The sequence below is a fragment of the Nocardia brasiliensis genome (assembly GCF_042691675.1).
GTDB classification, from domain to species: Bacteria; Actinomycetota; Actinomycetes; order Mycobacteriales; family Mycobacteriaceae; genus Nocardia; species Nocardia brasiliensis_D.
In genome coordinates this window covers 258143-277982 of record NZ_CP170507.1, presented here as the reverse complement: position 1 = coordinate 277982, position 19840 = coordinate 258143, and the positions used below count along the sequence as shown (strand labels likewise).

Annotated in this window: 10 protein-coding genes; 7 read left to right on the top strand and 3 right to left on the bottom strand. The window is 68.1% G+C overall.

Translation table 11 applies throughout. The features are described 5' to 3' along the window. Window positions 1-5 precede the first annotated feature (5 nt). The 6 genes from ACFK0J_RS01455 (at window position 6) to ACFK0J_RS01430 (ending at window position 8486) form a co-directional block, all read left to right on the top strand. Window positions 6-1982 carry a galactan 5-O-arabinofuranosyltransferase gene (locus tag ACFK0J_RS01455; protein ID WP_378743384.1) on the top strand — a complete coding sequence of 659 codons (1977 nt, stop codon included), beginning with the start codon at window positions 6-8 and terminating at the stop codon, window positions 1980-1982. 202 nt (window positions 1983-2184) lie between these two features. Beyond that, window positions 2185-3984: a glycosyl transferase gene (locus ACFK0J_RS01450; RefSeq protein WP_378743382.1), complete on the top strand. Its 1800-nt coding sequence runs from the start codon at window positions 2185-2187 to the stop codon at window positions 3982-3984. 40 nt (window positions 3985-4024) lie between these two features. Then, window positions 4025-7414 (top strand): arabinosyltransferase domain-containing protein, encoded by a 3390-nt coding sequence (locus tag ACFK0J_RS01445; RefSeq protein ID WP_378735798.1) that lies wholly within the window; start codon window positions 4025-4027, stop codon window positions 7412-7414. Window positions 7415-7554: 140 nt separating this feature from the next. Beyond that, window positions 7555-7716: a hypothetical protein gene (locus ACFK0J_RS01440; protein WP_378735796.1), complete on the top strand. Its 162-nt coding sequence runs from the start codon at window positions 7555-7557 to the stop codon at window positions 7714-7716. A 93-nt stretch (window positions 7717-7809) separates the two neighbouring features. Beyond that, window positions 7810-8049: a hypothetical protein gene (locus ACFK0J_RS01435; protein ID WP_378735794.1), complete on the top strand. Its 240-nt coding sequence runs from the start codon at window positions 7810-7812 to the stop codon at window positions 8047-8049. Next, window positions 8046-8486, top strand: a complete 441-nt coding sequence (locus ACFK0J_RS01430; RefSeq protein ID WP_378735791.1) for a type II toxin-antitoxin system VapC family toxin — start codon at window positions 8046-8048, stop codon at window positions 8484-8486. Before ACFK0J_RS01435 ends, ACFK0J_RS01430 begins: the two co-directional genes overlap by 4 nt. A 76-nt stretch (window positions 8487-8562) precedes the next feature. Here ACFK0J_RS01430 and ACFK0J_RS01425 read toward each other — a convergent pair whose 3' ends face one another. Further along, window positions 8563-11925 (bottom strand): arabinosyltransferase domain-containing protein, encoded by a 3363-nt coding sequence (locus ACFK0J_RS01425; protein ID WP_378735789.1) that lies wholly within the window; start codon window positions 11923-11925, stop codon window positions 8563-8565. 271 nt (window positions 11926-12196) lie between these two features. Here ACFK0J_RS01425 and ACFK0J_RS01420 point away from each other — a divergent pair, with 271 nt between their 5' ends. Then, window positions 12197-12694 carry a peptidylprolyl isomerase gene (locus ACFK0J_RS01420; RefSeq protein ID WP_218472621.1) on the top strand — a complete coding sequence of 166 codons (498 nt, stop codon included), beginning with the start codon at window positions 12197-12199 and terminating at the stop codon, window positions 12692-12694. Between the two features lie 67 nt (window positions 12695-12761). Here the strand turns inward: ACFK0J_RS01420 and ACFK0J_RS01415 are convergent, their stop codons facing one another. Both ACFK0J_RS01415 and pks13 read right to left on the bottom strand, forming a co-directional pair. Next, on the bottom strand, window positions 12762-14264 hold the full coding sequence (locus tag ACFK0J_RS01415) for an acyl-CoA carboxylase subunit beta (protein ID WP_378743380.1): 1503 nt from the start codon (window positions 14262-14264) through the stop codon (window positions 12762-12764). 148 nt (window positions 14265-14412) lie between these two features. Then, a complete protein-coding gene (gene pks13 / locus ACFK0J_RS01410; protein WP_378735786.1) occupies window positions 14413-19785 on the bottom strand; it encodes a polyketide synthase Pks13 in 5373 nt (1790 codons plus the stop codon). Window positions 19786-19840 lie beyond the last annotated feature (55 nt).

The window sequence follows — 19840 nt, the reverse complement described above, 5'->3', positions numbered from 1 at the left end:
GCGCCATGCTGGCCGGGCACATCGGCTCCGGCGTCGGTGAGGCGGTGCTCGCGGCGCTGGTCGCGGTCGTGGTGGCGACGGTTGGGCTCTTCGCGTTTTCGCTGGTGCAGTGGCCTGCGTTCAACTCTTCCAATGTGACTCGGGCGTTGACCACGGTGGGACAGGTCGTTGCCGCGGTCCTGCTGGTGGTGGCGATCGCGCTGGTGCGGACGGGGCAGCGCGGCGACCGGGCCGGTAAGTGGTTCGTTCGGCCGTGGGTGGCGAAACTGCTTTCCTGGGTTGGTGTTTCGACGTTCGTCACGTTCACCCTCGGGATGCCGCTGGCGGCGACGAAGCTGTACCTGTTCGGCGTCTCGGTGGATCAGGAGTTCCGTACGGAGTACCTGACTCGGCTCACCGACTCGGCTGCGCTGCGCGACATGACCTATGCGGACCTGCCGCCGTTCTATCCGGCGGGCTGGTTCTGGATCGGCGGACGCGTCGCCAATGTGCTCGGGATGGCCGGGTGGGAGGCTTACAAGCCATATGCGATCGGGTCGATCGCGGTGGCCGCGGTGATCTCACTCGTGCTGTGGACCAAGCTGATTCGCGCGGACTGGGCGATCGCGGTCACGGCCGCGGTCACCGCCGTCGCGGTGGCGTACTCGTCGCCGGAGGCCTACAGCTCGGTGATCGTGATCCTGCTCCCGCCCGCCCTCGTCCTGGCCTGGGGCGCGCTGTACCGGCCGGCGGAGCGGGGTACCGCGCGCACCGCGGGCGGCTGGGGTGCGGTGATCGGCACCGGGTTGTTCCTCGGGCTGGCGGCCACCTTCTACACTCTGTACTTTCTGCTCGCCGCGTTCGCGATCGCGCTGATGGGGCTCGTCGCGGCCGGGTTCGCGGTGCGGGAACGATACGCCGAGGGCCATCCCCGGCGGGCCCGGACGACGGATGACGCTGCCCGACCGGCGTGGCGGGCCGCGATCCCGCCACTGGTGCGGCTGATGGCGATCGCGGTGCTCGCCGGGCTGCTCGCGCTGATCGTGTGGCTGCCATACCTGTGGAAGGCGCTGCGCGGGCCGACCGCCGGTTCCGGGACCGCGCAGCACTACCTGCCGGAGTCCGGTGCCGAGCTGTTCTTCCCGATGGCCGAGTTCTCCTTGCGTGGTGCGCTGTGCCTGGTCGGACTCATCTGGTTGGTGGTGCGTGCGGCATCATCGCGGCGGGCGCAGGCACTCGGCATCGGCGTGCTGGCGATCTATCTGTGGACGCTGCTGTCGATGGCGGCGACCGCGGCCGGAACCACCCTGCTGTCGTTCCGGCTGGAGCCGGTCCTGCTGGTGCTGCTCGCCGCGGCGGGTGCGTTCGGGTTCGTGGAGGGCGCGAGGGCGATCTATCAGGCATTGAACGAACCGAGCCAGTTCCGGCTCGCGGCGGTGGCGGTCGCCATCGTCGGCGCGCTCGCGTTCACACAGCACATCCCGCACATCCTCGCGCCGGAGATCACCACCGCGTACACCGACACCGACGGCAACGGCGACCGCGCCGACAAGCGCAACCCCTCGGCCGTCTCGCACTACCGCGCGGTGGACGCTGCCCTCACCGCGCAGACCGGACGACCCCGCTCGGACACGGTGGTGCTCACCGCCGACACCAGCTTCCTGTCCTTCTACCCGTACTTCGGCTTCCAGGCGCTCACCTCGCACTACGCGAACCCGCTCGCGGACTTCGCGGGCCGGGCCGCGACCATCGAGGGGTGGAGCAAGCTGAAGTCCGCCGACGCGCTGTTGGACGCCCTCGCGACGTGCCCGTGGCGCGCCCCCGACGCCTTCCTGTTCCGCAGTAGCGGCGACAACTACACCCTGCGCCTGGCCAAGGACGTCTACCCCAACGATCCCAACGTGCAGCGCTACACGGTCGCCTTCCCCAAAGCCCTCTTCGCCGACCCGCACTTCACCACCACCGAAATCGGACCCTTCACGCTCATCACCGTCCGCCGGTAGCGCCGCAACGAATGGGACATGACAGAGCCGTGCTGACTGTTCCGGTTGCCAGGCACAGCACAGAGTGGTTCGGTACCGTGGGCGGCTGAGTTCTGGCTATTCGAGGAGAAGTTTGCAGGTGGGACGGGCAGTACAGGTCGATCTGGGCACGCGCGACGGGTCGGCGGTAGCGGTCGCGGACAAGGAAACGACGTCGACCGGAGTGCTCGGCACGGCGTCACCGACCCCGGTTCGCAGGCGAAGACTCCCCCGTATCGGACTGAACCGGGTCGATCTGATCGCCGCGTTCGGCTACCTGGCGCTGGCCACCCTCGTCCTGTCCGGACAGTGGCGCAATACCCAGAGCGGGTACCTGATCAAGAGCGGTCAGGACCAGACGATGTGGGAGTGGTTCTTCGCCGTCACCGCGCATTCGGTGGCGAATCTGCAAAACCCGCTCGGCACGAACCTGCAGAACTTCCCGGCCGGGGTGAACATGATGGCCAACACGGCCATGTTCGGCGTCGGGGTGCCGTTCACGCCGATCACCCTGTTGTTCGGGCCGACCGTCACCTTCGTGCTCGTTCTCACACTCGGGCTCGCCAGCACCGCGTTCGGCTGGTACTGGCTGTTCTCCCGGGAACTCGTCGAGTCCAGGCTCGCGGCCGGTATCGGCGGGCTGTTCTGCGGTTTCGCGCCCGCGATGATCTCGCATGCCAACGCGCACCCGAACTTCGTTGTGCTGGTGCTGCTTCCGATCATCGCGGGGCAGCTGATCCGGATGGCGCGGCGAGCCGGTCTCACCGGTCCGGAGCGGCCGCGCAGGCGGGTCCGCGACGCGGTGGCGCTGGGCTTGCTGGTGGCACTGCAGATCGCACTCGGCGAGGAGCCGCTGCTGATCTTCGCGCTGGCGTTCGGGCTGTTCGCGGTCGTGTACTTCCTGCACGCGCCGCGGCTCGGTCTGCGCGTCCTGCGCGGGATCACGCCGACGGTGCTGCTCGCGGCGGTGATCACCATCATGCTCACCGAAATACCGCTGTGGTGGCAGTTTTTCGGACCGCAGAGCTACCGCTCGATCGACCACGGGCCGATGGGCAACGACCTGAAGGCGATCGTGCAGTTCCCCTCCGAATCGCTGGGCGGCATGTTCTCGCCGGGACAGTACGTGGCGATCAACGAGACCGAGCAGAACGCCTACTTCGGGTGGCCGCTCCTGCTGCTGGTGGTGGCGACGGTCGCGCTGCTGTGGCGGGACCGGGTGGTTCGCGCGGCGGGCGTGGTGATCACGGTGTTCGGCGTGCTGTCGCTCGGCGCGGTCGCGATGTTCGGCAAGCAGCACACCGGCATCGAATTGCCTTGGCGCTGGGCCGAACACGTTCCGCTGCTGAGTACCGTGCTGGAAACCCGGCTCACCATGGCGGCGATTCCGGCCATCGCGGTGATCCTCGCGCTGGCGACCGATCGGGCGGTCCGCTGGTGGCGCGAGTCGCCGATGGACTGGCGGCCGCTGGCCTGGTTCGGCACGCTCGCGTTCGCGCTGCTGCCGCTGGTTCCGACGATCCTGCCGGTGACCGAGCGGGCGCCGACACCGGAATTCTTCGCGGACGGGACAGTGCGCGACTACGTCAGCGGTGGATCGGTGGTGATGGTGCCGCCACCGCGGCCTGCCGACGCGCGCGCGTTGCGCTGGCAGGCCGACGCGGGCTTCGACTTCCCCCTCGCGGGCGGCTACTTCGTCGGCCCGACCGGGACGCAGAAGAAGGGCATCTACGGCCCGGAGACCCGCCCGACCACCGCGTTGCTCGTACAAGCGCAAGACACCGGGACCGTGCCGCCGATCGGCGACGAGGCCCGCGCGCGGGCGCTGACCGATCTGCGCTTCTGGCAGGCCGACGTGCTGGTGCTGCCCGCCACCAAGAACAGCGACACGTTGCGCACCACGGTGACGCAGCTGCTCGGCTTCGCGCCGACCAGAGTCGACGACGTGTGGGTTTGGGATGTTCGTGCGCTGATCGTGCGGTGATCACCGGCCCCGGTCGGTCGGGTGGCTAGCATCAACCCCCGTGCGACCGGACCGATCAACTCGAGCGTTCACCCGTTACCGCCTGATCGCCCTCGTCTCCGGGCTCCTCGGATTCGTGCTGGCGCTGCTGACACCGCTGTTGCCGGTGCGGCAGGACCAGGCCACGCTGGACTGGCCCCAGGCCGGCGTCAGCAGCGTCGAGGCGCCACTGGTGTCGTATCAGCCGCAGCGGCTGAGCACGACGCTGCCGTGCTCGCTCGTGCAGGCGGTGGGGTCGGGCACGGTGGTGTCCACCGTGCCGGTCGCCTCGGGCCAGGCGGCGACCAAGGGACTGGTCGTCTCGGTCGCCGACGGCGTGCTCTCGGTGGTGCTGCGCGACGTTCCGCTGCTGTCGGCGCCGGTCGCCGAGATCACCGCGGCGGGCTGTACCGCGCTCACCGTCGACTCGACGGCCGCCGCGACGACCACCGAGATCACCGGTGCGTCCCGGCAGGACGGCACGCCGTTCCGCAACGTCGTGACGCGGGACATCCGCCCGCAGGTGGTCGGCGTGTTCACCGATCTCGACGCGGGGCCGCTGGCCGGTGCCCGGTTGCACGCCGACCTCGACTCGCGCTTCTCCTCGTCACCGACGGTGCTGAAGCTGGCGGCGATCATCGCGGCCGTGCTGTTCACCATCATCGCGCTGCTCGCACTGCACCTGCTGGACACCAGCGACGGCCGCCGGGCCCGCCGCTTCCTGCCCGCGCACTGGTGGCGGTTCACGGCGACCGACGCGGTTGTCCTCGGGACGCTCGGACTGTGGCACTTCATCGGCGCCAACACCTCCGACGACGGCTACATCCTGAACATGGCACGCGCGTCCGGGGACGCCGGGTACATGGCGAACTACTACCGCTGGTTCGGCGTGCCGGAGGCGCCGTTCGGCTGGTCGTACGAAGTGCTCGCGTGGATGACCCGGATCTCCGATGCCAGCCCATGGATGCGGCTGCCCGCGGTCGCCGCGGGCGTGGTGTGCTGGCTGGTGATCAGCCGGGAGGTGTTGCCGCGCTTGGGTGCCCGGGTGCGGCGGAACAAAGTCGCGCTGTGGACCGCCGGACTGGTATTCCTCGCCTTCTGGCTGCCCTATGACAACGGCCTGCGGCCCGAGCCGCTGATCGCCGCGGGCGCGCTGCTCACCTGGTGCTCGATCGAACGCGCCATCGCCACCGGGCGACTGCTGCCCGCCGCGATCGCGGTGTTGATCGCCGGTTTCTCGCTGGCCGCCGGGCCGACGGGGCTCATCTGCATCGCGGCGCTGATCGCGGGGTCGCGACCGGTGCTGCAGATCATCATCAAGCGGGCGCGCGGAGTTGTTCCGGCGGTAGGCGGCGGGGTCGCCGAAAGCCCGTCCGGTGCAATGGGACTCGATGCGGAATCAGACGCCTCATCGACCGCTGCGGACGAGAACAGCGGTGTTGCAACGAAGTCCGGCGCGCACGCCACCAGGCGGCCCTCTTGGGCGACGACGTTCTTCCGCTACCTGGCGCTGCTCGCACCTGGCCTGTCCGCTGGAACACTGGTGCTGGTCGTGGTTTTCGCCGATCAGACACTGTCGACCGTTCTGGAAGCGACTCGGGTGCGCACGATCGTCGGGCCGAACGTGGCCTGGTTCGATGAACGCACGCGGTGGGATTCGCTGTTGATGCTCTCGCCGGACGGGTCGCTGGCGCGGCGGTTCGGTGTGCTGGTCATGCTGCTGTGCCTGCTGGTCTGTGTGCTGCAGGTACTGCGCAAGGGACGCATCCCCGGCACGTCACGCGGGCCGTCGGTGCGGATTCTCGGCATCGTGTTCGCGTCGCTGCTGCTGATGATGTTCACACCGACCAAGTGGACACACCACTTCGGCGTGTACGCCGGATTGGCCGGATCGCTGGCCGCCCTTGCCGCGGTGGCGGTGGGCAGCGCGGGCATTCGCTCGCCGCGCAACCGGGCGCTGTTCGCGGCGGCGGTGTTGTTCCTGCTCGCGGTGACCTTCACCGGCTCGAACGGCTGGTGGTATGTGTCCAGCTACGGCGTGCCGTGGTGGGACAAGGCGCCGCTGTTCGCGGGCAAGGGATTCTCCACGGTGTTTCTCGGGCTCAGCGGGGTCGCGCTGATCGTGGCGGTGTGGCTGCACTATCGGGAGCCGTATCAGCGGGCTCGCACGCCGAAGCGTTTCGATCGGTTCGCCACCGCGCCGCTGACCATCGCCGCCGCGATCCTCGTGCTGTTCGAGGTCGCCTCGCTGGCGAAGGCGGCGGTCGCCCAGTACCCCGCGTACTCGGTCGCCAAGTCGAATCTCCAGTCACTGAAGGGTGATTCGTGCGCGCTCGCGAACGAAGTGCTGGTGGAGACGAACACCACCAACTCGCTGCTGCTCCCCTACTCAGGATCACCCGCTGACGGATTGGCCGCGGAATCGAAGGGATTCACGCCGAACGGTGTCGCGAGTGACCTCACCGCGGATGCCGACGAAACCGTGTCCGGCGGTGCCAACTCGGTCAACTCCGATTCGAAGAACAAGACCACCAAGACCACCGGTGCGGGCACCGGCGGCGGCACCACCGAGCAGACCGGAATCAACGGCAGCACAGTGGCTTTGCCGTTCGGACTCGATCCGGCGAGCACTCCGGTCATGGGTAGCTACCAGGAGGGCGAGCAGCAGCAGGCGTCGCTGACCTCCCAGTGGTACCGCCTCGACCTGACCGACAGCATGCGCGCCGACCCGGCCTACCAGGTGCTCGCGATCACCGCGGCGGGGCGGATCAGGCACGTCGACGCCGACGGTGTCGTCACCTACGGGCAGGAACTGCACCTGGAATACGGCGTCCGGGACGCGGACGGCGCGGTGCGCAAGCTCGGCACGGTCGATCCGATCGACATCGGCCCGGCGCCGTCCTGGCGCAACCTGCGGGTGCCACTGGACCAGTTGCCGGTCGAGGTGAACGCGGTGCGGCTGGTCGCGGTGGACAACGACATCACCCCGAAGCAGTGGCTGGCCGTCACGCCGCCCCGGCTGCCCAAGCTGGCCACACTGAATTCCGTTGTCGGCTCGACGGATCCGGTGCTGCTCGACTGGCATGTCGGGCTCGCCTTCCCCTGCCAGCGCCCGTTCCACCACCACGACGGCGTCGCCGAGGTGCCCGACTGGCGCATCCTGCCCGACCGTGTCGGTTCCGATGCCTCCAATGCCTGGCAGGACGACATCGGCGGCGGTCCGCTCGGCTGGACCGGGTTGCTGCTGAAGTCGGAGACCATCCCCAGTTATCTCGATCATGATTGGTCGCGTGACTGGGGTTCGTTGGAGAAATTCACTCCCTACGACCCGAAGGCAAAACCGGCTGAGATCGGCGTCACCGTCGAAACCCGCAGCGGGTTGGCGAAGGATGATCCGATCCGAGTCCGTTAGGAGCACCACGGTTTCCGCAACACCGAACCATTCGGTTCGGTGTTGCGGTGGCGCAAAGATGTCGTAAACAGACCGGTTGGACGCCGAATTCGCCGCACGATCGCGGGACGAAACCCACAAAAAACCGTAATCTGTGCATTATGACGTCGGCCTTCGACCACATGGACCTGCGCGATCTCGTGGGTCTGCTCACCCCAGAAGAACAACGCGAACTACGCCCCGCAGTCCTGCGCGTACTGGACCGCCTCCCCGCCCAGGAGGTCCTCCGCCGCGAACTCGGCCTGCGCATGACAAAGGTCTGACTGCCGATGCACGAGCACGGCTGATTCGCTCGGGCCGATTGGCTGCGCCGATGGAGAGCCCGATGGGTGACGCCCGACGGTACCCTTGGAACCATGACGGCGGCCTTTGACGACATGGACCTGCCCGCGCTTGTCCGCCTATTGACCGAGGACGAGCAGCGGGACCTTCGACCCGTCGTGCTGCGGTTGGTCGCCAGCCACGGTCGGCCTACCGAACAACATCCGACCAGCCCTACCCGCCGACTATCATTCACAGGGACCGTAGAGGCCGCACCGGACTTCGCCACCACATCCCAGGAGGTGCTTCGGCGCGAGCTCGGCGGTGACGAGTGATCGTTTGTGATACCGGACCGCTCCTAGCCATTGCGAACAGCCGCGACTCCGAGCACAACGCGTGTACGGCCGCTCTCGTCAGCGAGCCTGGCCCGTTGATTGTTCCCGCCACCATCGTCACTGAGGTCTGCTACATGCTCGCCAAGCATGGGCCCCGGGCCGAAGCCCAATTCCTCCGAGCCTTGGCGGCCGAAGAACTACAGGTCGAAACTCTCACGCCATCAGACTTTGGACGCATGGCCGAATTAGTGATTCAGTACGGCGGTTTTCCGCTCGGTGCAGCTGACGCATCAGTCGTCGCAGTCGCCGAACGCCTCGGGATTGCCACCGTAGCCACACTCGACCATCGCCACTTCCGTCAGGTCGTACCGAAACACTGCGCCTCCTTTACCTTACTGCCCGGTGAGCAGGAGTTGGCGCGGCACCAGCGACGCTAGCTGCTTGCCGGACCGCAATGGCCGCAAGCCCGTCGAGGCGGCTGGGGTGCCTGCTCAACGGGCCTGCGGGGTGCGGTTAGAAGACGCGGAGGTTGCCTGGGGACCAGAGGCCGGAGCGAGTGGCCGTGCCGGTGTCGAGCTTGGCCGGGGTGGCGCTGCGGTCGTACTGGTCGTAGCGCTCCAGGGAGCCCCAGTCGCGGGCCCAGTCGTCCTTCAGGTAGGTCGGGACCGTTACCGACTTGGCGAGCATCTGGGAGAAGCCGAGGAGACCGCCGAATTCTTGAGCCTGCCAGGTGTTGGTGGAGGTGATGGCGGCCTGGCGGTCGGGCAGGATGCGGTAACCGGGGACCTCGGCGACGCCGTTCTTGTGCTCGAGCGGCCGCTGGCAGGGGAACTGCAGACCGACGGCCCAGTCCTCCAGCACCGGCTGCTTGTCACCGATGAAGGTGTTGAGCGACTGCAGCTTCGGCATCCGCGGCGGAGTGAACGCCAGCCACTGGTCACCGATCAGGATCGGGTCGTTGGCGACGATGCGCACCGCGTCGGCGTCGGGCGCGATCTCGGCGAGCGGCACCCGCAGGTTGCGCCAGGACGGGAACGGTCCGATGTCACGCGGCAAATAGGTGCCGAGCTTCTCGACGCTGCCGTCCGGCAGCCGCCTGCCGTAATCCACGGTGAGCGACTGGCCATAACTGGTGTCGCCGGTGTCGTCCACCGAGAGGATGCGACCGGCCGCGGAAATCACGACCAGCGGGCTGTCCGCCGAGCGCGGCGACAGTCCGTACCAGCTGGACGTGAGATGCGCGGGCTGCTGCATACCGTCCTGGTAGCTGCCCAGGACCGGCGTGGTCGCCGGATCGAGCCCGAAGGGCAGGGCGACGGTGCTGCCGTTGACACCGCGAGCACCCTGACCACCGCCGGTGCCCGCGCTCTCGCCATCGGCGAACGCGGCGCCGATGGACTGGGTGGACGTGTTACCGGTGCCCGGCTTCACCTCGACGGTGTCGGCGGACAGGTCGTTGGGCACCCCGTTGGGGTCGAAGCCGACCGGGTCGACACCGGCGAGCGGGTCATTCGGATCGGTCAGCGGGTGCGCCGGATCGACGATCGGCTGCAATGCGCCGCCGTTCGGGTCCGGTTCCACCAGAACGTCATTGGCGAGGCCGCAACTGTTGCCACCGAGCGCGTCGAAGTTGGAGCGGGCCAGCGAGTACGCCGGGTACTGCGAGACCGCGCCCTTGACCAGCGACATCATCTCGAGCAAGACCATCAGCGCGGCGACGACGGTCAGCGGAATCGCGGCGAACTTGCGAATCCGCTTGCCTCGCGCCGACTTCGGCGAGGCCTCCGGTTTGGCGTAGCCCTCGCGCAACGAGTGCCAGGCGACCAAGGCCAGCGCCACGCCGAACAGGCAGAGCATCAAGGTGTTCGACTGGTAGCCGTGCAGCGAGATCCGCTTGTCGAACCATGGCACCCCGAAGCTGGACACATACCAGTAGCCGTTGATGCCGGAGAACGCGAGCGCCAGCACGAACAACAAGCCGGCCAGGAAGATCGCCCGGTTCTTCCGTGCGCGCAACGCCGACGCCGAGACGGCCACCGCGGTCACCGCGGCCAGCGAACCGGCGATGCCGGCGTACGCGCCGAAGTGGTGCGTCCACTTGGTCGGATTGAACATCATGAAGAAGATGGTGCCGAAGACGACACCCATCAACCGCCAGGTCGGACCGCTCGCGATGCCGGGAACCTGTCTGCGCCGCAACAACACCAGCATGGTGGTGAACAGGCACAGCAGCATCACCAGGAACGCGAACCGGCGCGCCAGCGAACCGTCGACGCTCTCCACGAACAGGTAGTAGTAGCGCAGGTAGTCCTCGTACCAGGCCAGGTTCGGCCCGGTCACCTGACGCACCCGGTTGGCTTCCTGGATACCGGCGAAGGTCTGATCGCTGTAGACCACGATCAGCACCAACAACCCGGCCGCGGCGATCGGGGCCAGCAGCGGCAGCGTCGACCACCACTTCGCGCCCGCGGAGCCGAACTGCCGACGCCTGCGCACCACGATCCGCACCAGTGGCCGAACACCGGCGAGCAGCGCGGCCACACACATCAGTCCGGTGGGCGCGGCCGCGAGCGTGAACGCCGCGACCAAGACCGCGACACCGGCGGGCAGCAGTCGCCCGGTCGCGATGGCCCGCTCGATCGACACCCAGGTCAGCAGTGCGCCGAGCGCGACGATCGGCTCCGAGCGCAGGCCGTTGTCGAACGGCATCCAGAAGGCGAGGAACACCAGACCGCCGGTCCATAGCGCCACCCGGCTCTGGCGCACACCGCGCCCGAGCCGGGGCACCACCTCGCGGCTGATCACCATCCAGCAGAGGATGGCGCAGGCCAGCGCGGGCAGCCGCACCCACGGGCTCGCGGTGGAGATCTCCGAGAAGACCTGGATGACGTAGTAGTACCAGCCGAACGGCGCCTCCGGCACGCCGTACCAGCGGAAGTAGTTGGCCATATAACCGGCGTGCGGCGCGACCCGCACCATGCTGAGGATGTAGCCGTCGTCGGAGGTATTGGCCCCGACGAAATGCCAGACCAGCAGCGAGCCGATGACCGCGCCGTCCGGCAGGGTCGGCTTCAGCCAGTTCGACGGCAGGAACCGGCGGTGCCCGCGCCCGTCGCTGCCGTCGAGCCGAGCCAGCGCCGCGAGCGCGATGAGGGTGCACAGCACCGCCGCGATCATCGCGATCAGCTTGATCGCGGTCGGGCTGGAGGAGAACCGGGTGTCCACGGTCATGTGGAAGTCGAGTCCTGCGGGGGCCGCGCCCTTCAGGTCGGAGAAGACGCCGACCACCTGCGGCCGCAGGTCACCGTTCAGCGTGCCCTCGACCGGCACCTCGACCTGTTGCTCGGTCCCGGGCGCCGCGCCCTCGACCGGCTTGGTGACCGTTGTGGTCAGGCCGTTGAACACGGCGTGCGTGCGGTTGCGGTCGGAGGTGAGCACCAGCGCCGAGCACCGGTCCATGTCCGAGCGCGGCGCCGACACCACCACGGCGTTGCGGTCGATCACATCCACGGTGCTGTCCGAGACCCGAATGAACATGGCCTCCAACGCGGCCCGGTCGCCCTGCGGCGGCGCGGTGGCCAGCAGCATGCCGCCCCGCTCGGGTAGCTGCGCGACCGTGCCGCACGGGATGGTGGCGCTCAGGTCGATCGGCACCTGGGACATCAACGGGGACTGCACGTTGCCGAGCGTCCCGCTCTGCGGCCAGTTGAGCTCCGCGGTGGTTTGCGTCACCGGCAGGAATGGGGTCGCCAAGGCGAACAGCGCGCCGAGCACACCGGCGACAAGCGCGATTATTCGCGCGGTCCGGAAATCGGCCTGCGAGGCCGCGGGCGCGGCGGGCGGTTTCGTCAAGACAGCAGTAGCGGCGTCGGGCACGGTTGGCAATGCTATAGGGCCGGTCCACCTCTCCGTGTTCCTTGCCGGTCGAGAAGTGCCGCGAATGTGCCGATGCAGGTGCGAACGGGCGTCAAGGGGCCCGACCGTTCACCTCGATGAAACTCGGCAACTGGTTTCGTGAGCACATGGGTAACTCGCCGGGTACGCCCAGAACTGGACTCCGCTCCCGACCGCCGGCCCGCGACGACACTGCCCCGAGTACGACGACCGGCAAAAAGGCGCGGAGAGGCGGGCTGGCAAGCTAGGGGGTATGACAAAGGTGAATCTGACGACGAATTATGGACCCATCGTCCTGGAACTGGACGACCAGAAGGCGCCGAACACGGTGCAGAACTTCGTGGATTACGTGAATGCGGGCCATTACAACGGCACCATCTTCCACCGTGTCATTCCCGGCTTCATGATCCAGGGCGGCGGTTTCGAGCGTGGCATGCGGCAGAAGGGCACCCAGGCGCCGATCCAGAACGAGGCCAACAATGGCCTGAAGAACGACAAGTACACCGTGGCGATGGCGCGCACCAACGACCCGCACTCGGCCACCGCGCAGTTCTTCGTCAACGTCTCCGACAACGAGTTCCTGAACCACTCCGCGCCGACGCCGTCCGGCTGGGGTTACACGGTGTTCGGCAAGGTGACCGAGGGCACCGAGGTGGTCGACAAGATCGCCGGTGTCGCCACCGGCAGCGCGGGCGGGCACCAGGACGTGCCGGTCGACGACGTCGTCATCGAATCCGCCAGCCTCGGCTGAGGTCGTAGTCGGGTGAATCGGGCCGCCCCGCAACGGGATGCGGCCCGATTCCGAACAGTCGGCTCGATCAGAGCGGCAGCAGGTGGTGCTTGCGCGGATTGCGCGCCAGCGACTTGTCGCGCAGCAATTGCAACGCTTTACGCAGCTCCAGCCGAGTGTCGGCGGGCTCGATGACCGCGTCGATGTAGCCACGCTCGGCCGCCACCCACGGCGTCGCCATGGTGGCGTTGTAGAAGTCGATCATCTGCTGGCGCATGGCCACCCGCTGTTCCTCGGGCGCGGCCTCGATCTGCTTGCCGCCGATGAGGCTGACCGCGCTCTCGGCGCCCATCACCGCGATGCGCGCGGTGGGCCAGGCCAGGTTCACGTCGGCGCCGAGCTGCTTGGAGCCCATCACCGCGTAGCCGCCGCCGTACGACTTGCGAATCACCACAGTCACTTTCGGCACGGTCGCCTCCACGAAAGAGAACAGGAACCGGCCGCCGCGCTTGATGACGCCGATCTTCTCCTGCTCGACGCCGGGCAGGAAGCCGGGCGTATCGACGATGAAGACCAGCGGGATCTCGAACGCGTCGCACAGGCGCACGAAATGCGCCGCCTTGTCCGACGCCCGCGCGTCCAGCGCGCCCGCGTAGACCATCGGCTGGTTCGCCACCACGCCGACGGGCCGCCCGTCGACGCGGGCGAAGCCGGTGATGATATTGCGTCCGGCGGTGGCGCCGATCTCGTGGAAGTTGCCGTCGTCGAAGATCCGCAGCAGGATGTCGTGCATGTCGTACGCGGCGTTATCCGAGTCCGGCACAAGGGAATTCAGTTCCCGGTCGCTGTCGGTGAGTTCCGGCTCCAGGCCGGGATTCACGATCGGCGGCAACTCCTGACAGCTGGTCGGGAGGAAGCTCAGGTAGTCGCGTACCCACTCGAACGCGGACTTCTCATCCGGGGCGACGTGGTGGATGTTGCCGTACTCGGCCTGACTCTGCGCGCCACCGAGCTCTTCCAGGCTCACGTCCTCGCCGGTGACCTCGCGGATCACCTTGGGACCGGTGACGAACATGTACGCCTCTTCGGTCGCGACCACCACATCGGTGTTGATCGGGGCGTAGACGGCACCGCCGGCGCACTTGCCGAGGATCATCGAAATCTGTGGCACCAGCCCGGATAACGGTTCCTGGCGACGACCCAGCTCGGCGTACCAGGCGAGCGAGGTCACCGCCTCCTGCACCCGCGCGCCACCGGAGTCGTTGATGCCGACCACCGGGCAGCCGACCTTCGCCGCGTACTCCATGATCCCGGCGACCTTGCGGCCGAACATCTCGCCGACCGAACCGCCGTAGACGGTCTGGTCGTGCGAGAACACCGCCACCGGCCGGCCCTCGACCAAGCCGTGCCCGGTGACCACGCCGTCGCCGTACAGCGCCGTCGGGTCACCCGGCTTGCGCACCAGCGCACCGATTTCGACGAAGGTGCCCGGATCGAGCAGCATGTTGATCCGGTCACGGGCGCTGGGAATCCCCTTCTTCGCCCGCTTCGCCACCCCCGCTTCACCCGCCGGTTCCTGCGCGAGCTCCATCCGTTTACGCAGGTCGGCAAGCTTTTCGGCAGTAGTGCTCACGACTCCGCCTCGCTAGCGCTCGGCTCCATCGTGCGCACTGGCGCGCTGTGCCTTCGGTTCACTCGCTGACGCTCGCTCACGTGGCCCCTTTCGTAAGGTGCACCCCCTAGGGGGCGATCGCCGCAAGCTTCGCGGCGAGGTCGGCTCCGATCTTTCCGATCCGCGGTTCGTCGATGATCTGCAGGTGATCGCCCGGGATGTGGATGATCTCCAGATGGGAAAGGTACTCGTCCCAACCACCGTTCGGCAGCCGCTCTGCGTAACGCGGCTCCAGCTCGATCGCGCCGTCGTGGTAGCGATCGGCGAGATAGAGCACCACGTCACCGTCGTACTGAGTCGGCCGGACCTGTTGCAGCGCACGATTTTCGATCCACGACGTCTTCTGGTGCTCGAGTACACCGCCGGGGATCTTCGCGCCACTGATCTTGATGAGGTCCGAGATCATCTTGAACTGTTCCTCATCGGAGGCCTGAGCCAATTCCTCCAGTTGCTCCGGCGGCAGCTCGCCGTCGACGCCGTAGGTCTTCTTCGCGAAGGCCTGGTACCGCTCGATGCGACGCACCCGCTCCTCGGGACTGTTGTCCTCCGGCTTGCTCGGGATGGCGAGGTCGATCAGACCGACCACGCGCACGTCCGCGCCGTCCGCGCGCAGGAGCTGCGCGCACGCCATGGCGAGCACCGCACCGAGGGACCAACCGTAGAGCACGAACGGTCCGTCGCCCTGCAGTTTGCGCAGTTCCGGCACGTACTGGCGGGCCCGCTCCTCGATGGCACCGTCGACCCGCTCGAAACCGTACATCGGAGTGTCGGCAGGCAGCCGCTTCAGCAGCGGCTCGTACACCAGCGTGTTACCGCCCGCCGGGTGGAACACGAAGACCGGCACCGCATTCGAGCCGTCCACCCGTGCCCGCAGGGGGCGGACGAAACCGTCCACATCGGCGCCGCTGTCCTGCAGCCTGCGCACGATATCGGCCAGCTGCTCGATCGTCTCGCAATCGAGCACGTCATCGACGGTGACCTCGGCCTTGACCCGCTCGGTGAGCCGGGCCGCCAGCTTCTCGGCGACCTCCTCCTCGAGGATCGGCAGGGTGTTGAAGATGCCACCCGCCGACTTGCCGGTGACCACCGCCCAGGTGGCGAAGGTCAAGCGCTCGGCGGCATCACGCGGCGGCACATCGTCTTCGTCCGCGGACTGCTGACCACCAAAGACCGGAGCGGCCGCAGGTGGCGAAACAGGTTCGGCCACATCAGCTTCGGTCGGCGCGGCAGCGACGGGGGTTTCCGTCGCGGCAGGTGCGGCATCGGCCGGTGCGGACCCGGTCGCTGCTTCCGTCTCGGCCGTCGGCGAAGCAGCCTCGGGCGTAGCGGTATTCGCGGCTGCGGCGGCCGCGATCGCGGCCGGGTCCTCGCCCGCCGCAACGGCGGCACGAGCCGCCTCGATGAACCCGGCGTCGATCGTGGTCTCTTCGCCCGCAGCCTGTTTGGCGGCGACCGCCGCCAACTCCTCGCGGTGCTCGATGGCGTAGCGCAGCACCTTGCCGACCTCGCGGAGGTTCGCGTCGCGCACCGCCTGGAGCTGCAGCTGCGGTATGTCGAATTCGTATTCGACGCGGTTCTTGATGCGCATGGCCATCAGCGAGTCGAGGCCGAGCTCCATCAGCGGGATCTCCATCGGAAGGTCCTCGACGGCGTAGCCCATGGACTCGGCGACGATCAGTGCGAGTCGGTCCTCCAGCGGCTGGGTGCCATTGGGATCCCACCGCTCACCGAAGGTCTCCACGACCTCGAGGTCGGCATCACTGGTCGGCGCGACCGCGGTGGCCGCCGGAACAGACTCGGCCACAACAGGTTCCGGTAGCGGCGCACCGGAGGTGACCACGGCGTCGAACAGCAGCCGGAAGGCGTTGCCCTCCTTGGCGTGCACCTGGACCGAGGCGCCGCCGGGGTGCGGGGTCAGCGTGGTGGTCAGCGTGCCCGCGGCCGGGACCGCGGCGTGTGGGATCGAGGCACCGAGCGAGACATCGCTGAGTACCTGTGCCGCAGCGGCATTCACCAATGCGGCGAGGTCGGTGACCGACCCGGCCCGCACCTCCCAGACATGCCTGCCGTCCGGCAGCGCCACGTGCGCGCCGGGCACCCGGCTGTTGCCGCCCGAGGACAGCGAGACCTTCGGCCAGAACTGCTTGCGCACGAACTTGGTTCGCGGGATGTCGGCGTACGAACCGGCGGTCAGCAGTGAGGACAGGTCCACCTTGTGGCCGTGCACGTACAGCTGGGCCAGCGCGCCGATCACGCCCGCCGACTCGTCTTCCTTGCGCTTGAGCGTCGGGATGAGCTGCGCGTCGTGCAGGCCCGCGGCGAAGGTGGTGCCCAGCACCTGCATCAGCGCAACGGAATTCGGCGCGAGCTCGAGGAACGTGGTGTGCCCGGAGTCCACCGCGAGCTTCACCGCGTTGGTGAAGTACACGGCGTGGCGCATGTTCTTGACCCAGTAGGCCTCGGTGTGCACCGGGTCGCTGCCCGCACGGTAGAACTCGCCCTTGTCGACGGTCGAGTAGAGACCGGCCTTCAGCTTGGTCGGCTCGATGCCCGCCAGTTCGGCGGCCAGTTCGCCGAGCAGCGGATCCATCTGCGAGGTGTGGCCCGCGCCGCGGGTCTGCAGCACGCGGGCGAACTTGCCCTCCGCCTCGACCCGCGCCACGATCGCCGCGACCTGGTCCTGCGGGCCGCCGATCACCGTGTTCGTCGGCGCCGCGTACACGCCGACCTCGACGTCCGGGTACTCCACGAGCAGCTTTTCGATGTCCTCGGCGCTGTATTCGACGAGCGCCATATTGCGCACGTCGGCGTCGCTGAGCATCTGCTCGCCCTCGTACATCAGGCGCGAGCGGGCGCAGATCACCCGCACCGCGTCCTCGAGCGGGAGACCACCGGCGATGTAGGCACCGGCGACCTCGCCCATCGAATGGCCCACCACCGCTTCGGGTTCGGCGCCGTGCGCGCGCAACACCGCGGCGAGGCCGACCTGGATGGTGAAGATGCCGACCTGCGAGGTGCCGACGTTGTAGTCCTGGGTGTCGTCCAGGAACATCTCGCGAATCGAGTACCCGGCCTCGTCCTGCACCAGCTCGTCGACCTCGTCGACGGCCTTGGCGAAGATCGAGTTCTCCAGGTAGAGCTGCTTGCCCATCTTGCGGTGCTGCGCACCGAAACCGGCGAGCACCCAGATCGGGCCCATGGCGGCCGGGGCGTCGGCGGTGAAGACACCGGTGCCCGGCTTGCCCGCCGCGATGGCGCGCAAGCCCGCGACGGCTTCCTCGTGCGTCTTGGCGAGCACCACACCGCGCGAACGCCAGTGGCTGCGCTTGGCCAGCGACCTGGCCACATCCTCGAGCGAGACATTGCGGCCCGCTTCGGATTCCAGCCAGTCGGCCAGTTCGGCGGCGGCGCGACGACGGCGCGAGGGCAGGTAACCGGACACCGGCAGGATCACCGGCAACGGCTCGCTGCGCTCGGCGGTCCATTCGGCAACGGGGGCAACACTTTCCGTGACCGCAGCGGCGGTTTCCGTAGCGGGCGCGGCGGTTTCGGTGGCTTCTTCGGATGCTTCGGCGACAACAGCGTCCGCGTCCGCGATCACGTCGGTCGTCTCGTCGTCGAGATCGGCATCGAGCGCGGCGACGGCGGAGTCGACCGCCGCGGCCTCGGACGCCACCGGCTCAGGGGTCGCCGCGACCTCGGCCGAAGCCGGAACATATTCCTGCACAACGATATGCGCGTTGGTGCCGCCGAAGCCGAAGCCGGAGACACCGATGGTCGCCTTACCGCTGTAGCGCGGGAACTCGGTGGGCTCGTCGACGACCTTCAGGTGTGCCTGCTCGAACGGGATGTACGGGTTCGGGCCCGCGTAGTTGATGGTCGGCGGCAACACGTTGTGCTGCAACGACATCACGATCTTGGCCAGGCTGGCCGCGCCCGCGGCGGACTCCAGGTGGCCGAAATTGGTCTTCACCGAACCGATCAGGGCGGGCTTGTCATCGTCGCGACCACGGCCGACCACCCGGCCGAGCGCATCGGCCTCGATCGGGTCACCGAGCAGGGTGCCGGTGCCGTGTGCCTCGATGTAGTCGACGGTGGACGGCACGATGCCCGCGTCCCGATACGCCCGGCGCAGCACGTCGGCCTGCGCATCGGGGTTCGGCGCGAGCAGGCCGTTGGACCGCCCGTCGTTGTTGATCGCCGATCCCTTGATGACGGCCATGATCCGGTCACCGTCACGCTCGGCGTCTGCGAGACGCTTGAGGACAACCAAGCCAGCGCCTTCGGACCGGGTGATGCCGTCGGCATCGGCCGAGAACGCCTTGATCCGGCCGTTCTTCGCGAACGCGCCGACCGAGTCGAAGCCGAGCGACGCCATCGGGGCGAGCAGCATGTTGACGCCACCGGCCAGCGCCAGATCGGCGTCGCCGTCGCGCAGCGCACGCACCGCCTGGTGAACGGCGACCAGCGTGGACGAGCACGCGGTATCGACGGCGACCGAGGGGCCGCGGAAGTCGTAGAAGTAGGAAACGCGGTTGGAGATGATGCCCGACGAGGCACCGGTAATGCCATAGGCCGCGGCCGACGCCGGCGCGGACGGATCCACGTCGCCGAGCCCGAGCGCGGCAACCATCATGAAGTCGCTGGTGCTGGTGCCGATGAACACCCCGACCGACTCACCCTTGAGCTCGCTCGCGGGAATCCTGGCGTGTTCCAACGCTTCCCAGGTCAGCTCCATCATCAGGCGCTGCTGGGGATCGACTTGCTGGACCTCGATCGGCGACATCGCGAAGAACTCCGCGTCGAAGCCCTTCACCACCTCCTGATCGAGGTAACCGCCGAGAGTGTTGGCCTCGGCGATGGCCTTGGCCGCTGCCGGGTCGCTGGTGAACTCCTCCCATCGGCCCTCGGGGAGCTCACGGATCGCATCGCCGCGACCGATGATGAAGTCCCAGGTCGACTCCGGGGTATCGCCCGCACCAGGCAACCGGGTGGACAGGCCGACGATGGCGATGTCGTGTGCCTCGCCCGGGGTGTACCCAGCCGTATAGAAGGCGTCGTCGGTAGCGTCCTGCGAGCCCTCCGGCTCACCGTTGATGACCACCTCGGCCAGCGACGCGATCGTCGGATGCTGGTAGACGACGGTCGCCGTCAGCACGACACCGGTCAGCTCCTCGATGTCTCCACCGAGCGCGAGGGCGTCGCGCGAGGCCAGCCCGAACTCCTCCATCGGCCGGTCCACCGTGATCTGCTCGATCGGCTGCCCGGTCGCCTCGGCGACCCAGTTGCGCAGCCACTCGCGCAACTCGGCAACCGACAGCTCGGCCGGTGCACCGCCCGTCGCCGCGGCGGCGGTCGCTTGCGCGGGCGCCTGGTCGGCGTCCGCGTCGGCGGGCAGAGTATCGGTCGTCGTGCTGGACGTGCCCTCGTTGTCAGCCATCAATTCCTCAAGCTACCTGTCTGCGTACCGGGCGCGCCGCGAATGTCGGCTGTCC

What these genes read in the sequence shown, in the direction of transcription:
- pks13 (WP_378735786.1), bottom strand. Translation starts at nt 19,785, where the DNA reads ATGGCTGACAACGAGGGCACGTCCAGCACGACGACCGATACTCTGCCC.
- ACFK0J_RS01420 (WP_218472621.1), top strand. Translation starts at nt 12,197, where the DNA reads ATGACAAAGGTGAATCTGACGACGAATTATGGACCCATCGTCCTGGAA.
- ACFK0J_RS01415 (WP_378743380.1), bottom strand. Translation starts at nt 14,264, where the DNA reads ATGGAGCTCGCGCAGGAACCGGCGGGTGAAGCGGGGGTGGCGAAGCGG.
- ACFK0J_RS01435 (WP_378735794.1), top strand. Translation starts at nt 7,810, where the DNA reads ATGACGGCGGCCTTTGACGACATGGACCTGCCCGCGCTTGTCCGCCTA.
- ACFK0J_RS01440 (WP_378735796.1), top strand. Translation starts at nt 7,555, where the DNA reads ATGACGTCGGCCTTCGACCACATGGACCTGCGCGATCTCGTGGGTCTG.
- ACFK0J_RS01455 (WP_378743384.1), top strand. Translation starts at nt 6, where the DNA reads ATGCTGGCCGGGCACATCGGCTCCGGCGTCGGTGAGGCGGTGCTCGCG.